The organism is Microcella humidisoli (assembly GCF_024362325.1).
Taxonomy (GTDB): domain Bacteria; phylum Actinomycetota; class Actinomycetes; order Actinomycetales; family Microbacteriaceae; genus Microcella; species Microcella humidisoli.
Genome location: NZ_CP101497.1, coordinates 657518 through 673430, shown reverse-complemented (window position 1 = coordinate 673430; position 15913 = coordinate 657518). Strand labels below are relative to the sequence as shown.

Below are 15913 nucleotides of genomic sequence, written 5' to 3'. Positions count from 1 at the left end.
GCACCCCCGTCGGCTTCGCCGCTCGCAACGTCGAGGCGAGCACCTCCGCCGGCCGAGCGCTGTCGCCCGGCTACGCCGCGGCCCGGGCAATACGGCCCGCCGGTAGGCTGGGCCGGTGACCGTGCGCCTCTACGACAGCCTCAAGGCGGCCGTCGTCGACCTCGAACCGCGCGTCGAGGGGCAGATCGGCATGTATGTCTGCGGGCCGACCGTGCAGTCGGCGCCGCACATCGGCCACTTGCGCAGCGCGCTCGTTTACGACCTGTGGCGGCGCTGGCTGACCGCGCGCGGCTACGCAGTGACGTTCGTGCGCAACGTCACCGACATCGACGACAAGGTGCTCGCGAACGCGAGCGACACCGAGCCGTGGTTCGCCGTGGCCTACCGCGTCGAGCTCGAGTTCACCGCCGCATACCGGGCCTTAGGCATCCTGCCCCCGACGTACGAGCCGCGCGCGACCGCGAGCATCCCGCAGATGCATGAGCTCATCGAGCGTCTCATCGCCGCCGGCCATGCCTACGCGGCCACGGATGCCTCGGGCGACGTGTACTTCGACGTGCGCAGCTGGAGCCGCTACGGCGAGCTCACCCGGCAGAGCCCCGACGACATGGAGGACGCGGGGGATGCCCCCGCGCGCGCCAAGCGAGACCCGCGCGACTTCGCTCTGTGGAAGGGCGCGAAGGCTGACGAGCCGCCCACGGCGCGGTGGGACTCGCCGTGGGGTGCGGGCCGACCGGGCTGGCACATCGAGTGCTCGGCGATGGCGGCGCGCTACCTCGGCCCGGTTTTCGACATCCACGGCGGCGGGCTCGACCTGCGGTTCCCGCACCATGAGAACGAGCTGGCTCAGTCGGCCGCGGCCGGCGACGCCTTCGCGCGGCACTGGGTGCACAACGGCCTCGTGACGGTCGGCGGGCAGAAGATGTCGAAGTCGCTCGGCAACTCGGTGTTCGCCGCCGACCTGCTCGCGAGCCATCGGCCGGCCGTCGTGCGCTACTGGCTCGGCTCGGCGCACTACCGCTCGAGCATCGACTACACGCCGACCTCGCTCGACGAGTCGCAGTCGGCGCTCGAGCGCATCGAGGGCTTCCTCGCGCGGGCGGCGCGCCGCATCGCCGGCACGCGCTTCGCAGAGACCGAAGCCGAGCTGCCCGACGAGTTCGCCGCGGCGCTCGACGACGACCTGGCGGTGCCGCAGGCGCTCGCCGTGCTGCATGACCGTGTCCGGGCCGGTAACGCCGCCCTCGACGATGACGACCCGGCGGCCGCCGCCCGCGCCCGCGCCGAGGTGGCGGGCATGGTCGCCGTTCTCGGCTTCGATGCGGCCGAGGGGGATGCTCGCGACGACGACCCCGCCCGCCGAGCCCTCGCGACCCTCGTCGAGCGCTTGATCGACGAGCGCCGCACGGCCCGTGACGCTCGCGACTTCGCGACCGCCGACCGCATCCGCGACGATCTCGCTGCCGCCGGCATCGTGCTCGAAGACTCACCGACCGCAACCGACTGGAGTATCGATGGCTAAGCCTGGGCGCCCTGGCGCGAGCAAGAAGAGGAAGGGCCCCACGGTCGGCTCGGGAGGGCAGGGCCGGCAGGCGCTCGAAGGCCGTGGGCCGACGCCCAAGGCGGAGGACCGCACGTGGCATCCGGCTGGCAAGCGCAAGGCGGCCAACGACCGCCTCGCGGCGGCGAAGAGCCGGGCGGGCGGCGGCAACGGCGGAGGGCAGCAGGCGAGCCGGTCGCGCGCCCCGAAGAAGACCGCTGACGCCGAGGTCGTGAGCGGCCGCAACTCGGTGCTCGAGGCGCTGCGCGCCAAGATTCCGGCCAGCACCCTGTACATCGCTTCGCGCATCGAGATGGACGACCGGGTCAAGGAGGCGCTCTCGCTCGCGACGAAGCGCGGCGTGCCCGTGCTCGAGGTCATGCGCCCCGAGCTCGACCGCATGACGGGCGAGAACTCGGTCAACCAGGGCATCGCCATCTCGGTGCCGGCGTACGAGTACGCGCACCCGATGGATCTCGTCTCGCGCGCGATCGACCGCGGCCAGACGCCGCTGCTCGTCGCGCTCGACGGCGTGACCGACCCGCGCAACCTCGGAGCGATCATCCGGTCGACGGCCGCGTTCGGCGGGCACGGCGTCATCGTGCCGCAGCGCCGGTCGGTCGGCGTGACGGCCGCCGCGTGGAAGACCTCGGCGGGGGCCGCGGCCCGCACGCCTGTGGCCATGGCCGCGAACCTGACGCAGACGCTCAAGGCCATGAAGGCCGAGGGCGTGTTCGTGCTCGGGCTCGACGGCGACGGCGACATGCAGCTGCCGCAGCTCGAGCTCGCCGACCGCCCGCTCGTGATCGTCGTGGGCAGTGAGGGCAAGGGCCTGTCGCGACTCGTCACCGAGACCTGCGACGCGATCGTGTCGATCCCCATCTCGGCGGCGACCGAGTCGCTCAACGCGGGCATCGCGGCGAGCGTGGCGCTCTACGAGGTCGCGCGGAGGCGCTCGGCGTTGTAGCGGTCTCGCGCGCGTGTGTATCCTCACAGTGTTCACCTTTACTGAACGCGCGAGGAGGCGGCGATGGAGCTGCAGGACCTGAGAATCGCCGTCGTCGGCACGGGCGCGGTGGGTGCCTCCGTGGCCGCCGACCTCGTGCGGGCGGGGCTCGACGTACGGCTCATCGACCAGTGGCCCGCCCACGTCGAGGCGATGCGCGCGGACGGCCTCACCGTCGACACCCTGGGTGACGTGCAGGTCACCGAGGTGCGCGCGCACCACCTGTGCGAGGTCGCCGAGCTGCGCGAGCCCGTCGACCTCGTCCTGACCTCCGTGAAGACCTACGACACCCGCTGGGTCGCCGAGCTCATGCGCCCCCTCATGCGGCCCGACTCGGTATTCGTCGGCCTGCAGAACGGCATGACGATCGACCAGGTCGCCGCGACCCTCGGGGCCGATCGCACGATCGGATGCGCGATGGGCATCGCCGCGAACCTCCGCGAGCCGGGCCTCGTGCGCCGACAGGTCGCGACGGCCGACACCTGGTTCTCGATCGGCACGCTCTCGGGCGAGCGCACGGCGCGCCTCGACGATGTCGCGGGCGTGCTCGCGCACGCCGCGCAGATCGAGGTGACCGACGACATCCGCTCGGCGAAGTGGATGAAGCTCATCGCCAACATCCCCGAGATGCTGCCCTCGGCCCTGCTCGGCATCCCGCTCCTCGAGGCCGCCATGATGCCCGGTGTGCGTCCGGTCATGGATGCCATGTCGCGCGAGGCCTACGCGCTCGCCATCGACCTCGGCATCACGATGCGCCCGAGCCTGGGCATCACCGCCGCCGAGGTGCCCGACGGCGACCAATACTCGCTCGACCTCCTCGATCGCGTGCTCTCGCACTTCTCGCAGCCCGACACCCGTGTCGCGGTGCTGCAGGACTGGGAGAAGGGCCGCCGCGGCGAGCTCGACGCCTTCAGCGGCTACATCGTCGACAAGCGGGCCGAGGTCGGCGGCCGGGCCTCCGTGAACGAGGCCGTGCTGCGGCTCGCGGAGCGCGTCGAGCGCGGCGAGCTCGTTCCCGCGCCCGAGAACGCCGCGCTGCTGATCGCGACCCTCGACGCCGCCTGAGCGGTCGCGCCGCCTCGTCGCGCGCTTGACAGAAGACCATGCGATCGCATTGACTATGTTCACCAACGGTGAACGCGACGGTGCGTCGTGACAGTGTGCTGAGGAGTCGATGATGACCAACCGCTATGTGGTGCGAACGGCCGAGGAGGCCGATTACCGCGACCCAGGCGCCCTCGCTCCCGATTCCTCCGGGTTCACGCGCTGGTGCGCGGTCGGCTTCGACGACGGCGCCGCCCACACCGACTTCGGGATGTCGCGGCTCGAGCCCGGCGGCGTCGTGCCCACGCACGTGCACTCGGTCGAGGAGTCGTTCCACCTCGTCGAGGGCGAGGTGCTGCTCGTGACCCCCGAGGCCACGGTGCACCTCGTGGCGGGCGACTACGGCGTGATCCCGCTCGGCGTGCCGCACTCGTGGCACGCGGTCGGTGACACCCCCGCGGTGTGGAGCGACATCTACTCGCCGCCGCCGCGCGCGCACCACGGCTACGACACCTTCCGGGTGCCCGACATCGCCCCCGGCACCCCCGTCGCGGTCGACCCGCGCGACCCGCGCACGCGCTCGTTCGGCGCGATCACGACCGAGCAGATGAACCCCGGCAAGCAGTCGCAGGAGCTGCTCGCGCAGTCGGCGAGCATGCGCACCGCGCTGCTCGTCTACAGCGGCATCTCGCTCAAGATGATGGTCGACAGCGACCTCGGCTCGGTGCTGCACACCATGTTCATGGTGCAGTACGAGCCCGACGGCGTCGCGGGCCCGCACGACCACCCGCTCGAAGAGGCCTACCTGATCCTGGACGGCGAGGTCGACGCGACCTTCGACGGCTACGAGGTGCGCATGAAGCCGGGTGACATCGCGTGGGCGGGCGTCGGCTGCGTCCACTCGTTCCGGGCCGTCGGCGAGCCCGTGCGGTGGCTCGAGACCCAGTCGCCCCAGATGCCCGCGCGCCACGCCTACCGGTTCGCGCGTGACTGGACCTACTTGTCGGACAAGCTCGGCTCCGAGTAGCCCGACCACATCGCAGCAGACACTAGCGCAAGGAGGAGCAGTGATTCAGCGCACCATCGTCGTCGTCGGCGGAACATCCGGAATCGGCCTGGAGATCGCGAAGGAGGTCGTCGCCCGCGGCGACCGCGTGGTGCTGACCGGTCGCGATCAGGAGCGGGCCGAGGGCATCGCTGCCTCGATCGGCGGGAACGCCATGGGCCTCGGGGTCGACATCTCCGAGCCCGAGACGATCGCGGCGAGCCTCGCGCCCATCGGGCCGGTGCACGGCCTCGTGCTCGCTGCCATCGAGCGCGACGCCAACACGGTGCGCGAGTACGACATCGCGCGCGCCCGCCGCCTCGTGACCCTCAAGCTCGTGGGCTACACCGAGACCGTGCACGCGCTGCTCGACCGCCTCGAGCCGACCGTCGATACCGGCATCGTGCTGTTCGGCGGCCGCGCGAAGGACGCGCCGTACCCCGGCTCGACCACGGTCGCGACGATCAACGGCGGCGTCGAGGGCCTCACACACTCGATGGCGCTCGAGCTCGCGCCGATGCGCGTCAACGGCCTGCACCCCGGCATCATCGGCGACAGCCCGTTCTGGGCCGACAAGCCCGAAGCCGTGCTTCAGGGCTACGAGTCGCGCACGCCGGGCGGCAAGCTCGCGACCATGGCCGACATCGTCGGCGCGACCCTGTTCCTGCTCGACAACCGCGGTGTCTCGGGCACGAGCCTCTACGTCGACCGCGGCTGGCGCCTCACCTGACTCTCTGTCGGCCCGGGCGCCGCGGGCTAGATATATCCATTCGCATAGACCTAGGATGTCAGCGAAGCTGAACACGTACAGCTCCAGTGAATTGCTCAACGAGGAGGAACTCATGACTGACGCCGCGCCCCGCGCCGGGGACTTCACCCCAGGCAGGCCGATCGTCTTCCGCAACGCCACCGTCATCACCGTCGACTCGGCGGGGGTGCTCGAGAACGCGGACGTGCTGATCATCGACGACACGATCGCCGGCGTCGGCCACCACCTCGAGGTGCCTGCGGGCGCGCTCGAGATCGACGCCAAGGGCGGCATCGTCATGCCCGGCATGATCGACACCCACCGCCACATGTGGCAGACCGCGTTGCGCGGCTACGGCGGCGACTGGGCCCTCAGCCAGTACTTCGTCTTCTATTACCTCACGTGGGGGCACGTCTTCCGCGCGGAGGACATAGCGGCGGGCAACCAGTTGAGCGCGCTCGAGTCGATCGACGAGGGCGTCACGACGACCGTCGACTGGTCGCACGCCCTGCGCACGCCCGACTACGCCGACGCCGCCGTGGAAGCTCTGAAGAGCATCCCGGGCCGGTTCGTCCTCGCCTATGGCAACTACCTGGGCGCACCGTGGGAGTGGATGAACGAGCCCGGCTTCCAGAACTGGGTGAAGAACTTCAATGCCGACGACATGATGGGCCTGCAGGTGGCCTTCGACGTGAACTCGGGCCCCGATTTCCACGAGAAGGGCGCCTTCGAGGCCGCCCGCGAACTGGGGCTGCGGGTCACCACCCACGCGGGAGTGTGGGGCGTCAACGGCGACCCCAACATCGAGTACATGTACGAGAACGGCTTCATGGACGACACCGTGACCTACGTGCACGCGAGCTCGCTCGGCCCCGACAGCTACCACAAGATCGCCGCGACGGGCGGGACGATCTCGATCGCCACCGAGAGCGAGCAGAGCGCCGGCCAGGGCTACCCCTCGGCGTGGGTCGCCAAGAAGTACGGCATCACCGCGTCGCTCTCGATGGACACGAGCGTGTGGTGGAGCGCCGACTTCTTCTCGGCGATGCGGGCCACGCTGAGCTCGTTCCGTTCGCGCGACCACCTCGAGGCGCATAACAAGGGCGAAACGGTCAACGTCAACCGCATGAAGGCGGAGGACGCCGTGTGGCAGGCGACCATGGGCGGTGCTCACACCCTCGGCATGGCCGACAAGCTGGGCTCGATCACCGTGGGCAAGAAGGCCGACCTCGTGCTGCTCAAGAACGACGAGTCGCCGGCCATGACGCCGATCCTCAACCCGTACGCCCACGTCGTGTACCAGGCGGGCACGGCGGACGTGCACACGGTCGTCGTCAACGGCAAGGTCGTCAAGTACGCCGGAGAGCGCATCGGACTGCCCCTCAAGCCGGTCGCCGACCGCGTCGCGGCCTCCGTCGAGTACGTGCGCGGCGAGCTGGGCGAGGACGCCTGGAAGGAGTGGATGAACCCCGCTCTGCCCGAGGACGAGCCCATCGCGAACCCCTACATGTATCTCTCGGAGGACGACGGGCACAAGCACTGAGTCCGCCCTCCACAGAACGACGGCGGGCGACCCCTCGGGGTCGCCCGCCGCATCCCGAGCGGTTCGCTAGTGCTTCGGGTACTGCCAGATCTCGAGCTGGATGCCGTCAGGGTCGCGCAGGTAGGCCCACTGCGAGCCAGCCAGGTCTCCATCGGTGAGCGTGACCGGCGGACCGTTGAAGACGGCGCCGCGAGCGATCAGTTCGGCATAGGCCGCGTCCATGTCGTCGACCTCGAGGCAGATGTGCGCCGAGCCGACATCGCCGTTCGTGCGATCCCAGTCCTTGCCCTCGGGCTGGTGGTACTGCAGGAACTCCACGTTGACGTTGCCGATGCGGATCATCGAGAACGAGAGCTCAGCGCCGGGTACCTGGACGCCGCGCTCGAGGTCGGGGCCGGAGCCGTGATTGACGGGTCCGGGCTCGACACCGAACATGCGGGTGTACCACTCGAACGACCGTTGCATGTCGCGAACGGTGATGCCGACGTGGTGCACTCCAGTGACCGTGAATGCCATTGCTCACTCCTTCGTGTCGGAGGCCGTGCAGAGCGGGTGCACGCTCCAGCGCCCGTACCTGCATGGCTTGTACCCAGACTCAACACCACGATCGGGCGTCACGGCAACCCTGCACTCGCGACCACAGGGGCGAGATCGGCAGAAAACCGTGGCCATGAGCGCCGGGCCGGGGTTGCCGGGGCGCCCTGCGCGGGGAGCGTTCCTTGCCGAACTGTTCACTTGATTTGGATGACGCCGGGCAGTAAGTTCACCTATAGTGAACACAAGGCGCACCGCTGCCACGGCCGCGCCGGGCGCATCGGGGCGCGCGAACGGACGCAAAGGAGCATCCTCATGACGGGACGACTGACCAATCGCACGATCGTCGTGACCGGGGGTGCATCGGGCATCGGCGCCGCCCTGTGCGAGGGATTCGCCGCCGAGGGCGCGAACGCCGTGATCGCCGACCTCAACCTCGAAGCGGGCCAGGCGCTCGCCGACCGAATTTCCGCCGCGGGCGGCAGCGCGAGCGCCGTGCGCGTCGACGTCACCGATCGCGACGCCGTGCGAGCGGGCATCGCCGCCGCGGTCGAGCGCTACGGGCGCCTCGACGCATATTTCAACAATGCCGGGATGAACTCGCCCATGAAGTACCTCGATGTCACCGAGGCCAACTTCGATCTGATCATGAAGGTCAACGTGCTGGGCGTGCTTATCGGGGCCCAGGAGGCCGCACAGCAGTTCATCGCCCAAGGCACTCCTGGCAAGATCGTCAACACTGCTTCGATCGCCGGCCGCACAGGATTCTCGAGCTTCGCGCCCTACAGCGCGGCCAAGGCCGCGGTCATCTCCCTCACCCAATCCGGCGCTCGCGCTCTCGCCGAGCACGACATCACCGTCAACGGATTCGCTCCCGGCGTCGTCGCGACCCCCCTGTGGACGAAGCTCGACAAAGAGCTCGACGAGATCGGCGAGGGACAGAACGGCTTCGACTCGATGTCGAGCTCGATCCTGCTCGGCCGCCCGGCCGACCCGAGCGACATCGTGCCCACCGGCATCTTCCTCGCCGGGCCCGACAGCGACTACATCACCGGTCAGATCATCCCCATCGAGGGCGGGATGATCCTCGTCTGAGCGACGAGGCCGTCACCGCAGCCAAGAGAGAGCATCCATCATGAAGAACACGGGAACCACGGGCACCAACGGCGTCGACTGGGAGGCGCGCATCGATTTCGAGCGCCTGCGCGACGAGCGGCTCGCCCGCCTCAAGGCGCAGCTCGACCGCTCCGATGTCGGCGCGCTGCTCGCCTTCGACTTCTCGAACATCCGGTACATGACCGCGACCCACATCGGCACGTGGGCGATGGACAAGCTCATCCGCTTCAGCCTGCTGACGCGCAACACCGACCCCATCTCGTGGGACTTCGGCTCGGCGGCGAAGCACCACAAGCTCTACAACCCGTGGCTCGACGTCACGACCTCCGAGATGGACGCCGACCCGCACTCGCCGCACGAGGGCGCGAAGCGCCCCCGCCTCGAGAGCGGCGCGCGCGCCGGCATCTCGACGCTGCGCGGCGCATTCCCGCCCGACGCGGGCATCGCCGAGGAGGTCGCCCGCAAGATCAAGCGCGAGCTCGAGAAGTTCGGCGTCGCCGATCAGCCGCTCGGGGTCGACGTGATCGAGTTGCCCATCCTGTTCGCGCTGCAGCAGCAGGGCATCCAGGTCGTTGACGGCCAGCAGATCTTCCTCGAGGCCCGCCGCATTAAGACCCACGACGAGATCCGCCTGCTGACCCAGGCGGCGTCGATGGTGGATGCGGCCTACGAGAACCTGTACGAATTCCTGCGGCCCGGCGTGCGCGAGAACGAGGCCGTGGGCCTCGTCGCCAAGACGCTCTACGACCTCGGCTCGGAGTACGTCGAGGGCGTCAACGCCATCTCGGGCGAGCGCTGCTCGCCGCACCCGCACGTCTTCAGCGACCGCCTCATCCGCCCGGGCGACCCGGCCTTCTTCGACATCCTGCACAGCTACAACGGCTACCGCACGTGCTACTACCGCACCTTCGCGGTCGGCTCGGCGAGCCAGGCGCAGAAGGACGCGTACACGCGCGCCCGTGAGTACATGGATCGCGCGATCGCGCTCGTGAAGCCGGGCGCCACGACGGCCGACATCGTCGCCGTGTGGCCCAAGGCCGAGGAGTTCGGATTCCCCGACGAGGAGGCCGCGTTCGCGCTGCAGTACGGCCACGGTGTGGGGCTCTCGATCTGGGAGAAGCCGATCTTCTCGCGCCTGACCTCGTTCGACCACCCCGAGGTGCTCGAAGAGGGCATGGTGTTCGCGCTCGAGACCTACTGGCCGGCGGCCGACGGCTGGGGTGCCGCGCGCATCGAGGAGGAGGTCGTCGTGACCGCCACCGGCTGCGAGGTCATCACGAAGTTCCCGGCCGAAGAGCTGCTCGTCGCGGGCAAGCGCTACTACTCGGTCGGCGGCGAGCTCAGCACGCTGCGCGACTCGCAGTCGCACCTCAACACCTTCGACGGCCGCGGCGGAAAGTAGCGCACTGATGCCCGCCCACACCGGAACGATGCGCGCCGCCGTCTACCACGGCCGCGGCGACGTGCGCATCGAGACCCTGCCCGTGCCGATCGCCGTCGAGGGCCAGGCGCTCGTCAAGGTGCTGCGCAGCGGCATCTGCGGCACCGACGCCACCGAGTACAAGGCCGGGCCGATCATGTTCCCGATCGACGCCCCGCACCCGAAGAGCGGCCACCAAGGCCCGCTCATCATCGGGCACGAGTTCGTCGGCGAGATCGTCGACCTGCCGGGAGGGCCGGTCGAGGGCCTCGCGGTGGGCGACCACGTCGCGTCGGGCGCGGGGGTAGCGTGCGGCGAGTGCCAGCGCTGCCGTCAAGGCCGCACGAACCTGTGCGAGCGCTACGTGACACACGGCCTCAACATCGACGGCGGCCTCGCCGAGTACGTCGCGGTCGCCACCTCGACGCTCGTGCGCATCCCCGACGACTGCGCGCTCGACGCCGCAGGCGTCGCCCAGCCGCTCGCCGTCGGGCTGCACGCTGCCCGCCGCGCGCAGGTCGTCGACGGCGACCGCGTGGTGCTTTTCGGGGCGGGGGCCATCGGCACGTTCATCCTCGCCGGGCTCATCTCGCTCGCCGATGCCGACATCACCGTCGTCGACTTCGCGGGCGAGCGCCTCGATCGCGCCCTACGCCTCGGCGCCACCCGCGTCGTGCCGGTCGACGACCAGCTGCAGGATGCCCTGCGCGCGATCGTCGGACCGACCGGTGCCGACGTGGTCATCGAGGCCACGGGGGCCCCGGGGCAGCTCGACGTCGCCCTGCGCCTCGTGCGCCAAGGCGGGACCATCCTCGAGGTGGGTCTGCCCTCGAAGCCCCAAGAGCTCGACGTCCACAAGCTCGTGCTGAGCGAGGTGACGATCGCGACGACCGTCGCGCACGTGTGCGGAGACGACCTCGTGCCCTCGCTCGAGATCCTCGCCCGCACCGATCTCGGTGACGAGCTCGTCGAGGCCGTGTTCGGGCTCGACGAGGTCCCGACCCAGCTCGCCCGCCTCGCGGCGGGAGAGATCCGCGGCAAGGTGCTGTTCGACCCGACGCGCACCGCCTGACCGCAGCAGCATCCCGATCACTCAAGAAAGGTGGCGACAGAGCCATGAGAGCAGCCGTCTTCCACGACGCCAAAGACATCCGGGTCGAAGAGGTCGCCGAGCCGGGAGCCCTCGGGCCCCGCGACGTGCGGCTCAAGCCGTTCTGGTGTGGCATCTGCGGCACCGACCTGCACGAGTACGCCGTCGGCCCCATCGTGATCCCGACCCAGCCCCACAAGCTCAACGGATCGACCGCCCCGCAGATCCTGGGCCACGAGTTCTCGGCCGAGGTGCTTGAGGTCGGGAAGGAGGTTCGCAGCGTGCGCGCGGGCGACCGGGTCTCGGTCATGCCTCTGCTGTTCTGCGGCGCCTGCTACTTCTGCCAGCGCGGCCTCAACCACCTCTGCACCTCGATGGCCTGCGTCGGCCTGAGCGACGAGTGGGGCGGCATCGCCGAGCAGGCGATCGTGCACGAGTCGAAGGTGGCCAAGCTGCCCGACTCGATGTCCGACATCCAGGGAGCCCTCGTCGAGCCCACCGCTGTCGCCGCCTACGGCGTCGACAAGGCGCAGGTGCGCCCCGGCGACACCGTGCTCGTGACCGGGCTCGGCCCGATCGGCGCCCTCGCCTCGCTGTACGCCGCATCCCTCGGCGCCACCGTGTACATGTCGGAGGTCAACCCGAAGCGCCAGGAGCTCGCGCGGTCGCTCGACGTGGGCGTGCTGCTCGACCCGCGCTCCACCGACGTGGCCGCCGAGCTGCGCGACCGCACGGGCGGCATCGGCGTCGATGCGGTCATCGAGTGCTCGGGCAACGAGATCGCGCTGCAGACCGCCCTGGCCTCGGTGCGGGCTTCGGGCAACATCTCGCAGACGGGCCTGCACACGAAGCCTGCCGCCATCGATCCCATGGTGCTCTCGGAGCGCGACATCACGCTGCGCGGCACGTGGTGCTACCCCGTGACCGACTGGCCGCGCATCATCGACCTCATCGGCCGTGGCCGCATGGATGTCGAGAAGGTCGTGAGCGCGAAGATCGACATGGCCGACATCGTCGAGAAGGGCTTCGAGACCCTGCTGTCGCCGACCGGCGACCAGGTCAAGGTCCTCGTTCGCGCCTTCTGATCACCCCTACGAGTTCAAGGAGCACCACTCTCATGAAGGCACTGCAGTACGTCTCGGTCGACACCCCGCAGGTCGACGAGCTGCCCATCCCCGAGATCGCCGACGACGAGGTGCTCGTGGCCGCGCGCTCGGTCGGGGTCTGCCACAGCGACATCGAGCTGCTCGAGGGGCGTTACATCATCCCTTTCCAGTACCCGATCATCCCCGGCCACGAGTGGTCGGGCGAGGTCATGGCCGTCGGCTCGAAGGTCACCGGCCTGACGAAGGGTGACGGCGTCGTCGGCGAGTGCGTCATCGGCGACGACCACTTCGGCTTCTCGATCAGCGGCGCGGCCGCCGAGTTCTTCGTGGCGAAGCAGTCGTGGCTGCACAAGCTGCCCGAGGGCGTCTCGTGGACGAACGCCGCGCTCGTCGAGCCGTTCAGCGTCGCCTACTACGCGCTCATGCGCGTGGGCAATGTCAACGCGAGCGACACCCTCGTCGTGCTCGGTGCCGGCCCGATCGGCCTGTGCGTCACGGCCGCCTCGGCCAAGCTCGGTGCCAAGACGATCGTCGTCGAGCCGAGCGAGCACCGCCGCGAGAAGGCCCTGTCGCTGGGGGCCCACTTCGCGGTCTCGCCCGATGAGCTGGCCGCGGTGCTCGACCGCGAGTCGGGAGGCCGCGGCGCGAGCGTCGTGATCGAGGCGACGGGTCGCCCCGAGGTCATGGCGCAGGCGCTCGAGATCGCCGCCTTCAAGGGCCGCGTCGGCTACATCGGCATCGACGTGGGCCGCGAGGCGCCCGCGAAGCTGGGGCTGATCCAGTCGAAGGAGCTCACGATCACGGGCTCGATCGGCTCGCCTGGCGTCTGGCCCGACACGCTGCGCTTCATGGCGCAGGCGGGCATCGACCTCACCTCGCTCGTGACGCAGCGCTTCGACGTCGACTCGGCGACCGAGGCCGTCGCGGCGGCGCGCAACCCGGCGCAGACGATCAAGGCGCACATCGAGTTCGACGCGTCGCTGTAGTGCGGTCGCGCGGGGCCGTTCGGGTCGGCCGCGCGCGAACCGGAAGGGGGCGGATGCTGTGCGCATCCGCCCCCTTCGTCATGTCGACCCGCTCTACGGCAGCAGCTTCGCCTCGCGGTAGCGCGCGACCGTGTCGAAGAAGCTCGTGCGCGTCGACCGGAAGTCGAGGAACCCGGCCTCGCGGCTCTTCGTCATGTCGGTGATGCACTCGACCTCGCGGCCGAGGTCGCTATCGCTGTGCCACCACGACGCGAGCTTGCTCACGTCGCTCTCGACGAGGCCCTCGCGCTCGGCGATGCGCGCCCAGACCTCGGGGGCGACCTCGGTCATGGAGGCGACGAGGGTGCGCGGCGTGCCCGTCGGGCCCTCCCACTCGACCCCGAAGTGCTCGGCGATCTGCGGCCACAGCCACCGCCAGCGGAAGACGTCGCCGTTGGCGATGTTGAAGGCCTCGTTCGCGCCCTCCTCGTGCGTCGATGCCCACACGAGCTGCTCGCCGAGCAGCTCGGCGTCGGTGACGTCGGTCACGAAGTTCCACTGCTCGACCGAGCCGGGGTAGATGAACGTCTGGCCCAGCTCCTTGCAGATGGTCGCGTAGACCGAGAGCGTCAGCACCATGTTCATGGCGTTGTCGACGGCGAAGCCGAAGACGGTGTGCGAGCGGTGCACGCTCCAGGTGAAGCCCATGCGCTCGGCGGCCGCGAAGAGCTCGTCCTCCTGCGCGTAGTAGAAGTTGGGGCTCGGCAGGCGGGGCTCCGACTCCTTGAACGGGGTCTCGGCCTTCACGCCGGTCGCGTAGTCCTCGAAGGGGCCGAGGTAGTGCTTGAGCCCGGTGAGCAGTGCGACGTGCCGCACGCCGCCGTCGGGCTCGAGCGCCGCGAAGAGGTTGCGCAGGGTCGCGCTGTTGACCGCGATGTTCTCGGCTTCGGTGTCCTTGCGGATCCACGCCGTGATGATCACGATCTCGGGCCGCAGGGCCGCGAGGGCTGCGGCGGTCGCCTCCGCGTCGAGCAGATCGGCCTGGATCGGGATGACGCCCTCGACCATCGAGTTGCCGCGACGCGCGAGGCCGTGCACCTCCCACCCCGCCTCGAAGAGCTGACGGCTGACCGTCTGGCCGGCGATGCCGGTCGCGCCCACGACGAGCGCGCGCCGGGTGTGTGCAGTGTTCATCAAAGAGCCGCCTTTCGAACGACGATGTTCAGTTGTGATAAACGGTAGCGCACGGCACGCGCCGCGTCGATGCCGAGTGGGCTGCGCGGCCGCGCCCCTCGGTCGCCGGAAGATCGCGCGCGGTCGGGCCCGCGGCGGGCATCCCCGGCGCCCCGCATGACCCGCACCCGGCAAGAGTATGCAAAATCATGGAAATCCCGCGGAATGCGGGACGTTGGTCCCTTCCGAACGGGGCGCGAGAGGAGCAGGATGCGAGCCGGAGCGGCCGCTGCGGGCACTCGCGCGGCGACGGTCGAGCACTCCGATCAGCGGCGGCCGGGCCCAATCGGAGGCGCGGAAAACGAACATCCGGGGCCCCCGCGGCGGAATCGTTATGAACAACGCTTGTGAACACCAGCGCTTTTCCATAAAGTGTGACTCAACACCCCGTCCAGCGTGAACAGCCGGGAGCACCGACTCTTTCAAAGGGGAAAGCATGGCCGACGCCACGTCACCGCCGCGACTGCTCACGAGCGCCCGGTTCGGCATCTCGAAGGGCCTGCTGACGGTGCTCATCTCGACCGTCGCGCTCATCGTGCTCAGTGCGCTGCTCGCGCCGAGCTCCGTCTCGCAGGGAGCCGTGCTCGGCATGCTGCCCTTCGCCGCGGTGCTCGCGATCGTCGGCCTCGGCCAGATGCTCGTCGTGCAGCAGGGCGGCATCGACCTCTCGGTGCCCGGCTCGGTCTCGCTCGCGGTCGTCATCGTCACGCACATGCCCAACGAGAACGACGCCATGCTGCTGCCCGCCATGCTCGTCGCCTTCGCGTGGGCGATCGGGGCCGGCCTGCTCAACGGCTTCATGGTGGGGCGCCTCGGGCTCAACCCCATCATCGCCACGCTCGGCACCAACGCCCTCCTCTTCGGCGCCGTTCTCGGCATCTCCGGAGGCATCCCCCGCACGACCACGAACCTCCTCAGCGAGATCGCCGGCGGTCGTACCGTGGGCATCCCGAACGCGGTGCTGTTCGCGATCGGGTTCCTCGTGCTCGTCACGATCATGGTGAAGAAGACGGTCGTCGGCCGCCGGTTCGAGGCCGTCGGCGCGAGCCCGGCCGCGGCGCGCGCGACGGGCCTGCGGTACCGCACGCACCAGGGCGCCGCGTACGTCTGGGCCCAGCTGCTCTTCGCGAGCGCGGGCATCCTGCTCGCCGGCATCACCAACCAGCCCACCGCCTTCCAGGGCAACAGCTACCTGCTCACCTCGGTCGCCGTCGTGGTGCTGGGAGGCACCTCGCTGCTTGGCGGTCGAGGCTTCCCCGCGGCCACGGTGGTGGCCGCCCTGTTCCTCAGCCAGCTCGACCAGTTCGTGCTCGCTCTGGGCGTGCCCTTCGCGGTGCGCACCCTCGTCCAGGCCGCCGCTCTTGCGATCGGCGTCGCGATCTACACGGTCAACTGGACGGCACTACGGCAACGGTTCGCCCCCCGGGGCGAGCCCGCTGTCGCCGCAACACCCTGACCCGCCTGCACCACCCCCCGAACCACCCGCTCCACCGGAGCGAGTGCACCAAGAGATGTGCGACAAG

General features: G+C 69.7%; 14 protein-coding genes. 12 read left to right on the top strand and 2 right to left on the bottom strand.

Going from position 1 to position 15913, the window contains the following annotated elements; genetic code table 11:
• Positions 1 to 115 precede the first annotated feature (115 nt).
• The 6 genes from cysS to NNL39_RS03125 all read left to right on the top strand — a co-directional run bounded on the left by cysS (position 116) and on the right by NNL39_RS03125 (position 6926).
• Positions 116 to 1522 (top strand): cysteine--tRNA ligase, encoded by a 1407-nt coding sequence (gene cysS / locus NNL39_RS03150; protein ID WP_255160256.1) that lies wholly within the window; start codon positions 116 to 118, stop codon positions 1520 to 1522.
• A complete protein-coding gene (gene rlmB / locus NNL39_RS03145) occupies positions 1515 to 2507 on the top strand; it encodes a 23S rRNA (guanosine(2251)-2'-O)-methyltransferase RlmB (protein WP_255160255.1) in 993 nt (330 codons plus the stop codon). The genes cysS and rlmB overlap by 8 nt, the downstream gene beginning before the upstream one ends.
• 63 nt (positions 2508 to 2570) lie before the next feature.
• Positions 2571 to 3611 carry a ketopantoate reductase family protein gene (locus tag NNL39_RS03140; RefSeq protein WP_255160254.1) on the top strand — a complete coding sequence of 347 codons (1041 nt, stop codon included), beginning with the start codon at positions 2571 to 2573 and terminating at the stop codon, positions 3609 to 3611.
• Between the two features lie 112 nt (positions 3612 to 3723).
• The gene (locus NNL39_RS03135) at positions 3724 to 4617 is read left to right on the top strand and encodes a cupin domain-containing protein (RefSeq protein ID WP_255160253.1); all 894 of its coding nucleotides are present in this window, start codon (positions 3724 to 3726) and stop codon (positions 4615 to 4617) included.
• Between the two features lie 40 nt (positions 4618 to 4657).
• On the top strand, positions 4658 to 5365 hold the full coding sequence (locus NNL39_RS03130) for an SDR family NAD(P)-dependent oxidoreductase (RefSeq protein ID WP_255160252.1): 708 nt from the start codon (positions 4658 to 4660) through the stop codon (positions 5363 to 5365).
• 112 nt (positions 5366 to 5477) lie between these two features.
• Positions 5478 to 6926 (top strand): amidohydrolase family protein, encoded by a 1449-nt coding sequence (locus NNL39_RS03125; RefSeq protein WP_255160251.1) that lies wholly within the window; start codon positions 5478 to 5480, stop codon positions 6924 to 6926.
• Between the two features lie 66 nt (positions 6927 to 6992).
• Here NNL39_RS03125 and NNL39_RS03120 read toward each other — a convergent pair whose 3' ends face one another.
• Entirely contained in the window at positions 6993 to 7442 is a 450-nt protein-coding gene (locus NNL39_RS03120) for a VOC family protein (protein ID WP_255160250.1), read from the bottom strand.
• A 333-nt stretch (positions 7443 to 7775) separates the two neighbouring features.
• Here NNL39_RS03120 and NNL39_RS03115 point away from each other — a divergent pair, with 333 nt between their 5' ends.
• Genes NNL39_RS03115 through NNL39_RS03095 form a run of 5 tightly spaced genes read left to right on the top strand, consistent with a single transcriptional unit; the run spans position 7776 to position 13178 of the window.
• On the top strand, positions 7776 to 8555 hold the full coding sequence (locus NNL39_RS03115; RefSeq protein WP_255160249.1) for an SDR family NAD(P)-dependent oxidoreductase: 780 nt from the start codon (positions 7776 to 7778) through the stop codon (positions 8553 to 8555).
• 40 nt (positions 8556 to 8595) lie between these two features.
• Positions 8596 to 9978 (top strand): M24 family metallopeptidase, encoded by a 1383-nt coding sequence (locus NNL39_RS03110; RefSeq protein ID WP_255160248.1) that lies wholly within the window; start codon positions 8596 to 8598, stop codon positions 9976 to 9978.
• 7 nt (positions 9979 to 9985) lie between these two features.
• Positions 9986 to 11068, top strand: coding sequence for a zinc-dependent alcohol dehydrogenase (locus NNL39_RS03105; protein WP_255160247.1), 1083 nt, complete (start codon positions 9986 to 9988; stop codon positions 11066 to 11068).
• A gap of 44 nt (positions 11069 to 11112) precedes the next feature.
• Positions 11113 to 12171 (top strand): 2,3-butanediol dehydrogenase, encoded by a 1059-nt coding sequence (locus NNL39_RS03100; RefSeq protein ID WP_255160246.1) that lies wholly within the window; start codon positions 11113 to 11115, stop codon positions 12169 to 12171.
• Between the two features lie 32 nt (positions 12172 to 12203).
• Entirely contained in the window at positions 12204 to 13178 is a 975-nt protein-coding gene (locus NNL39_RS03095; protein ID WP_255160245.1) for a zinc-dependent alcohol dehydrogenase, read from the top strand.
• A gap of 93 nt (positions 13179 to 13271) precedes the next feature.
• Here the strand turns inward: NNL39_RS03095 and NNL39_RS03090 are convergent, their stop codons facing one another.
• On the bottom strand, positions 13272 to 14351 hold the full coding sequence (locus NNL39_RS03090; protein ID WP_255160244.1) for an SDR family oxidoreductase: 1080 nt from the start codon (positions 14349 to 14351) through the stop codon (positions 13272 to 13274).
• Positions 14352 to 14826: 475 nt separating this feature from the next.
• On the opposite strand from NNL39_RS03090, the gene NNL39_RS03085 reads away from it, so the two are divergent.
• Positions 14827 to 15846, top strand: coding sequence for an ABC transporter permease (locus tag NNL39_RS03085; protein WP_255160243.1), 1020 nt, complete (start codon positions 14827 to 14829; stop codon positions 15844 to 15846).
• Positions 15847 to 15913 lie beyond the last annotated feature (67 nt).

Bases quoted from the DNA above. Each gene is read 5' to 3' on its own strand.
- rlmB (WP_255160255.1), top strand. From the start codon at position 1,515: ATGGCTAAGCCTGGGCGCCCTGGCGCGAGCAAGAAGAGGAAGGGCCCC.
- NNL39_RS03140 (WP_255160254.1), top strand. From the start codon at position 2,571: ATGGAGCTGCAGGACCTGAGAATCGCCGTCGTCGGCACGGGCGCGGTG.
- NNL39_RS03135 (WP_255160253.1), top strand. From the start codon at position 3,724: ATGACCAACCGCTATGTGGTGCGAACGGCCGAGGAGGCCGATTACCGC.
- NNL39_RS03125 (WP_255160251.1), top strand. From the start codon at position 5,478: ATGACTGACGCCGCGCCCCGCGCCGGGGACTTCACCCCAGGCAGGCCG.
- NNL39_RS03120 (WP_255160250.1), bottom strand. From the start codon at position 7,442: ATGGCATTCACGGTCACTGGAGTGCACCACGTCGGCATCACCGTTCGC.
- NNL39_RS03115 (WP_255160249.1), top strand. From the start codon at position 7,776: ATGACGGGACGACTGACCAATCGCACGATCGTCGTGACCGGGGGTGCA.
- NNL39_RS03110 (WP_255160248.1), top strand. From the start codon at position 8,596: ATGAAGAACACGGGAACCACGGGCACCAACGGCGTCGACTGGGAGGCG.
- NNL39_RS03105 (WP_255160247.1), top strand. From the start codon at position 9,986: ATGCCCGCCCACACCGGAACGATGCGCGCCGCCGTCTACCACGGCCGC.
- NNL39_RS03100 (WP_255160246.1), top strand. From the start codon at position 11,113: ATGAGAGCAGCCGTCTTCCACGACGCCAAAGACATCCGGGTCGAAGAG.
- NNL39_RS03095 (WP_255160245.1), top strand. From the start codon at position 12,204: ATGAAGGCACTGCAGTACGTCTCGGTCGACACCCCGCAGGTCGACGAG.
- NNL39_RS03090 (WP_255160244.1), bottom strand. From the start codon at position 14,351: ATGAACACTGCACACACCCGGCGCGCGCTCGTCGTGGGCGCGACCGGC.
- NNL39_RS03085 (WP_255160243.1), top strand. From the start codon at position 14,827: ATGGCCGACGCCACGTCACCGCCGCGACTGCTCACGAGCGCCCGGTTC.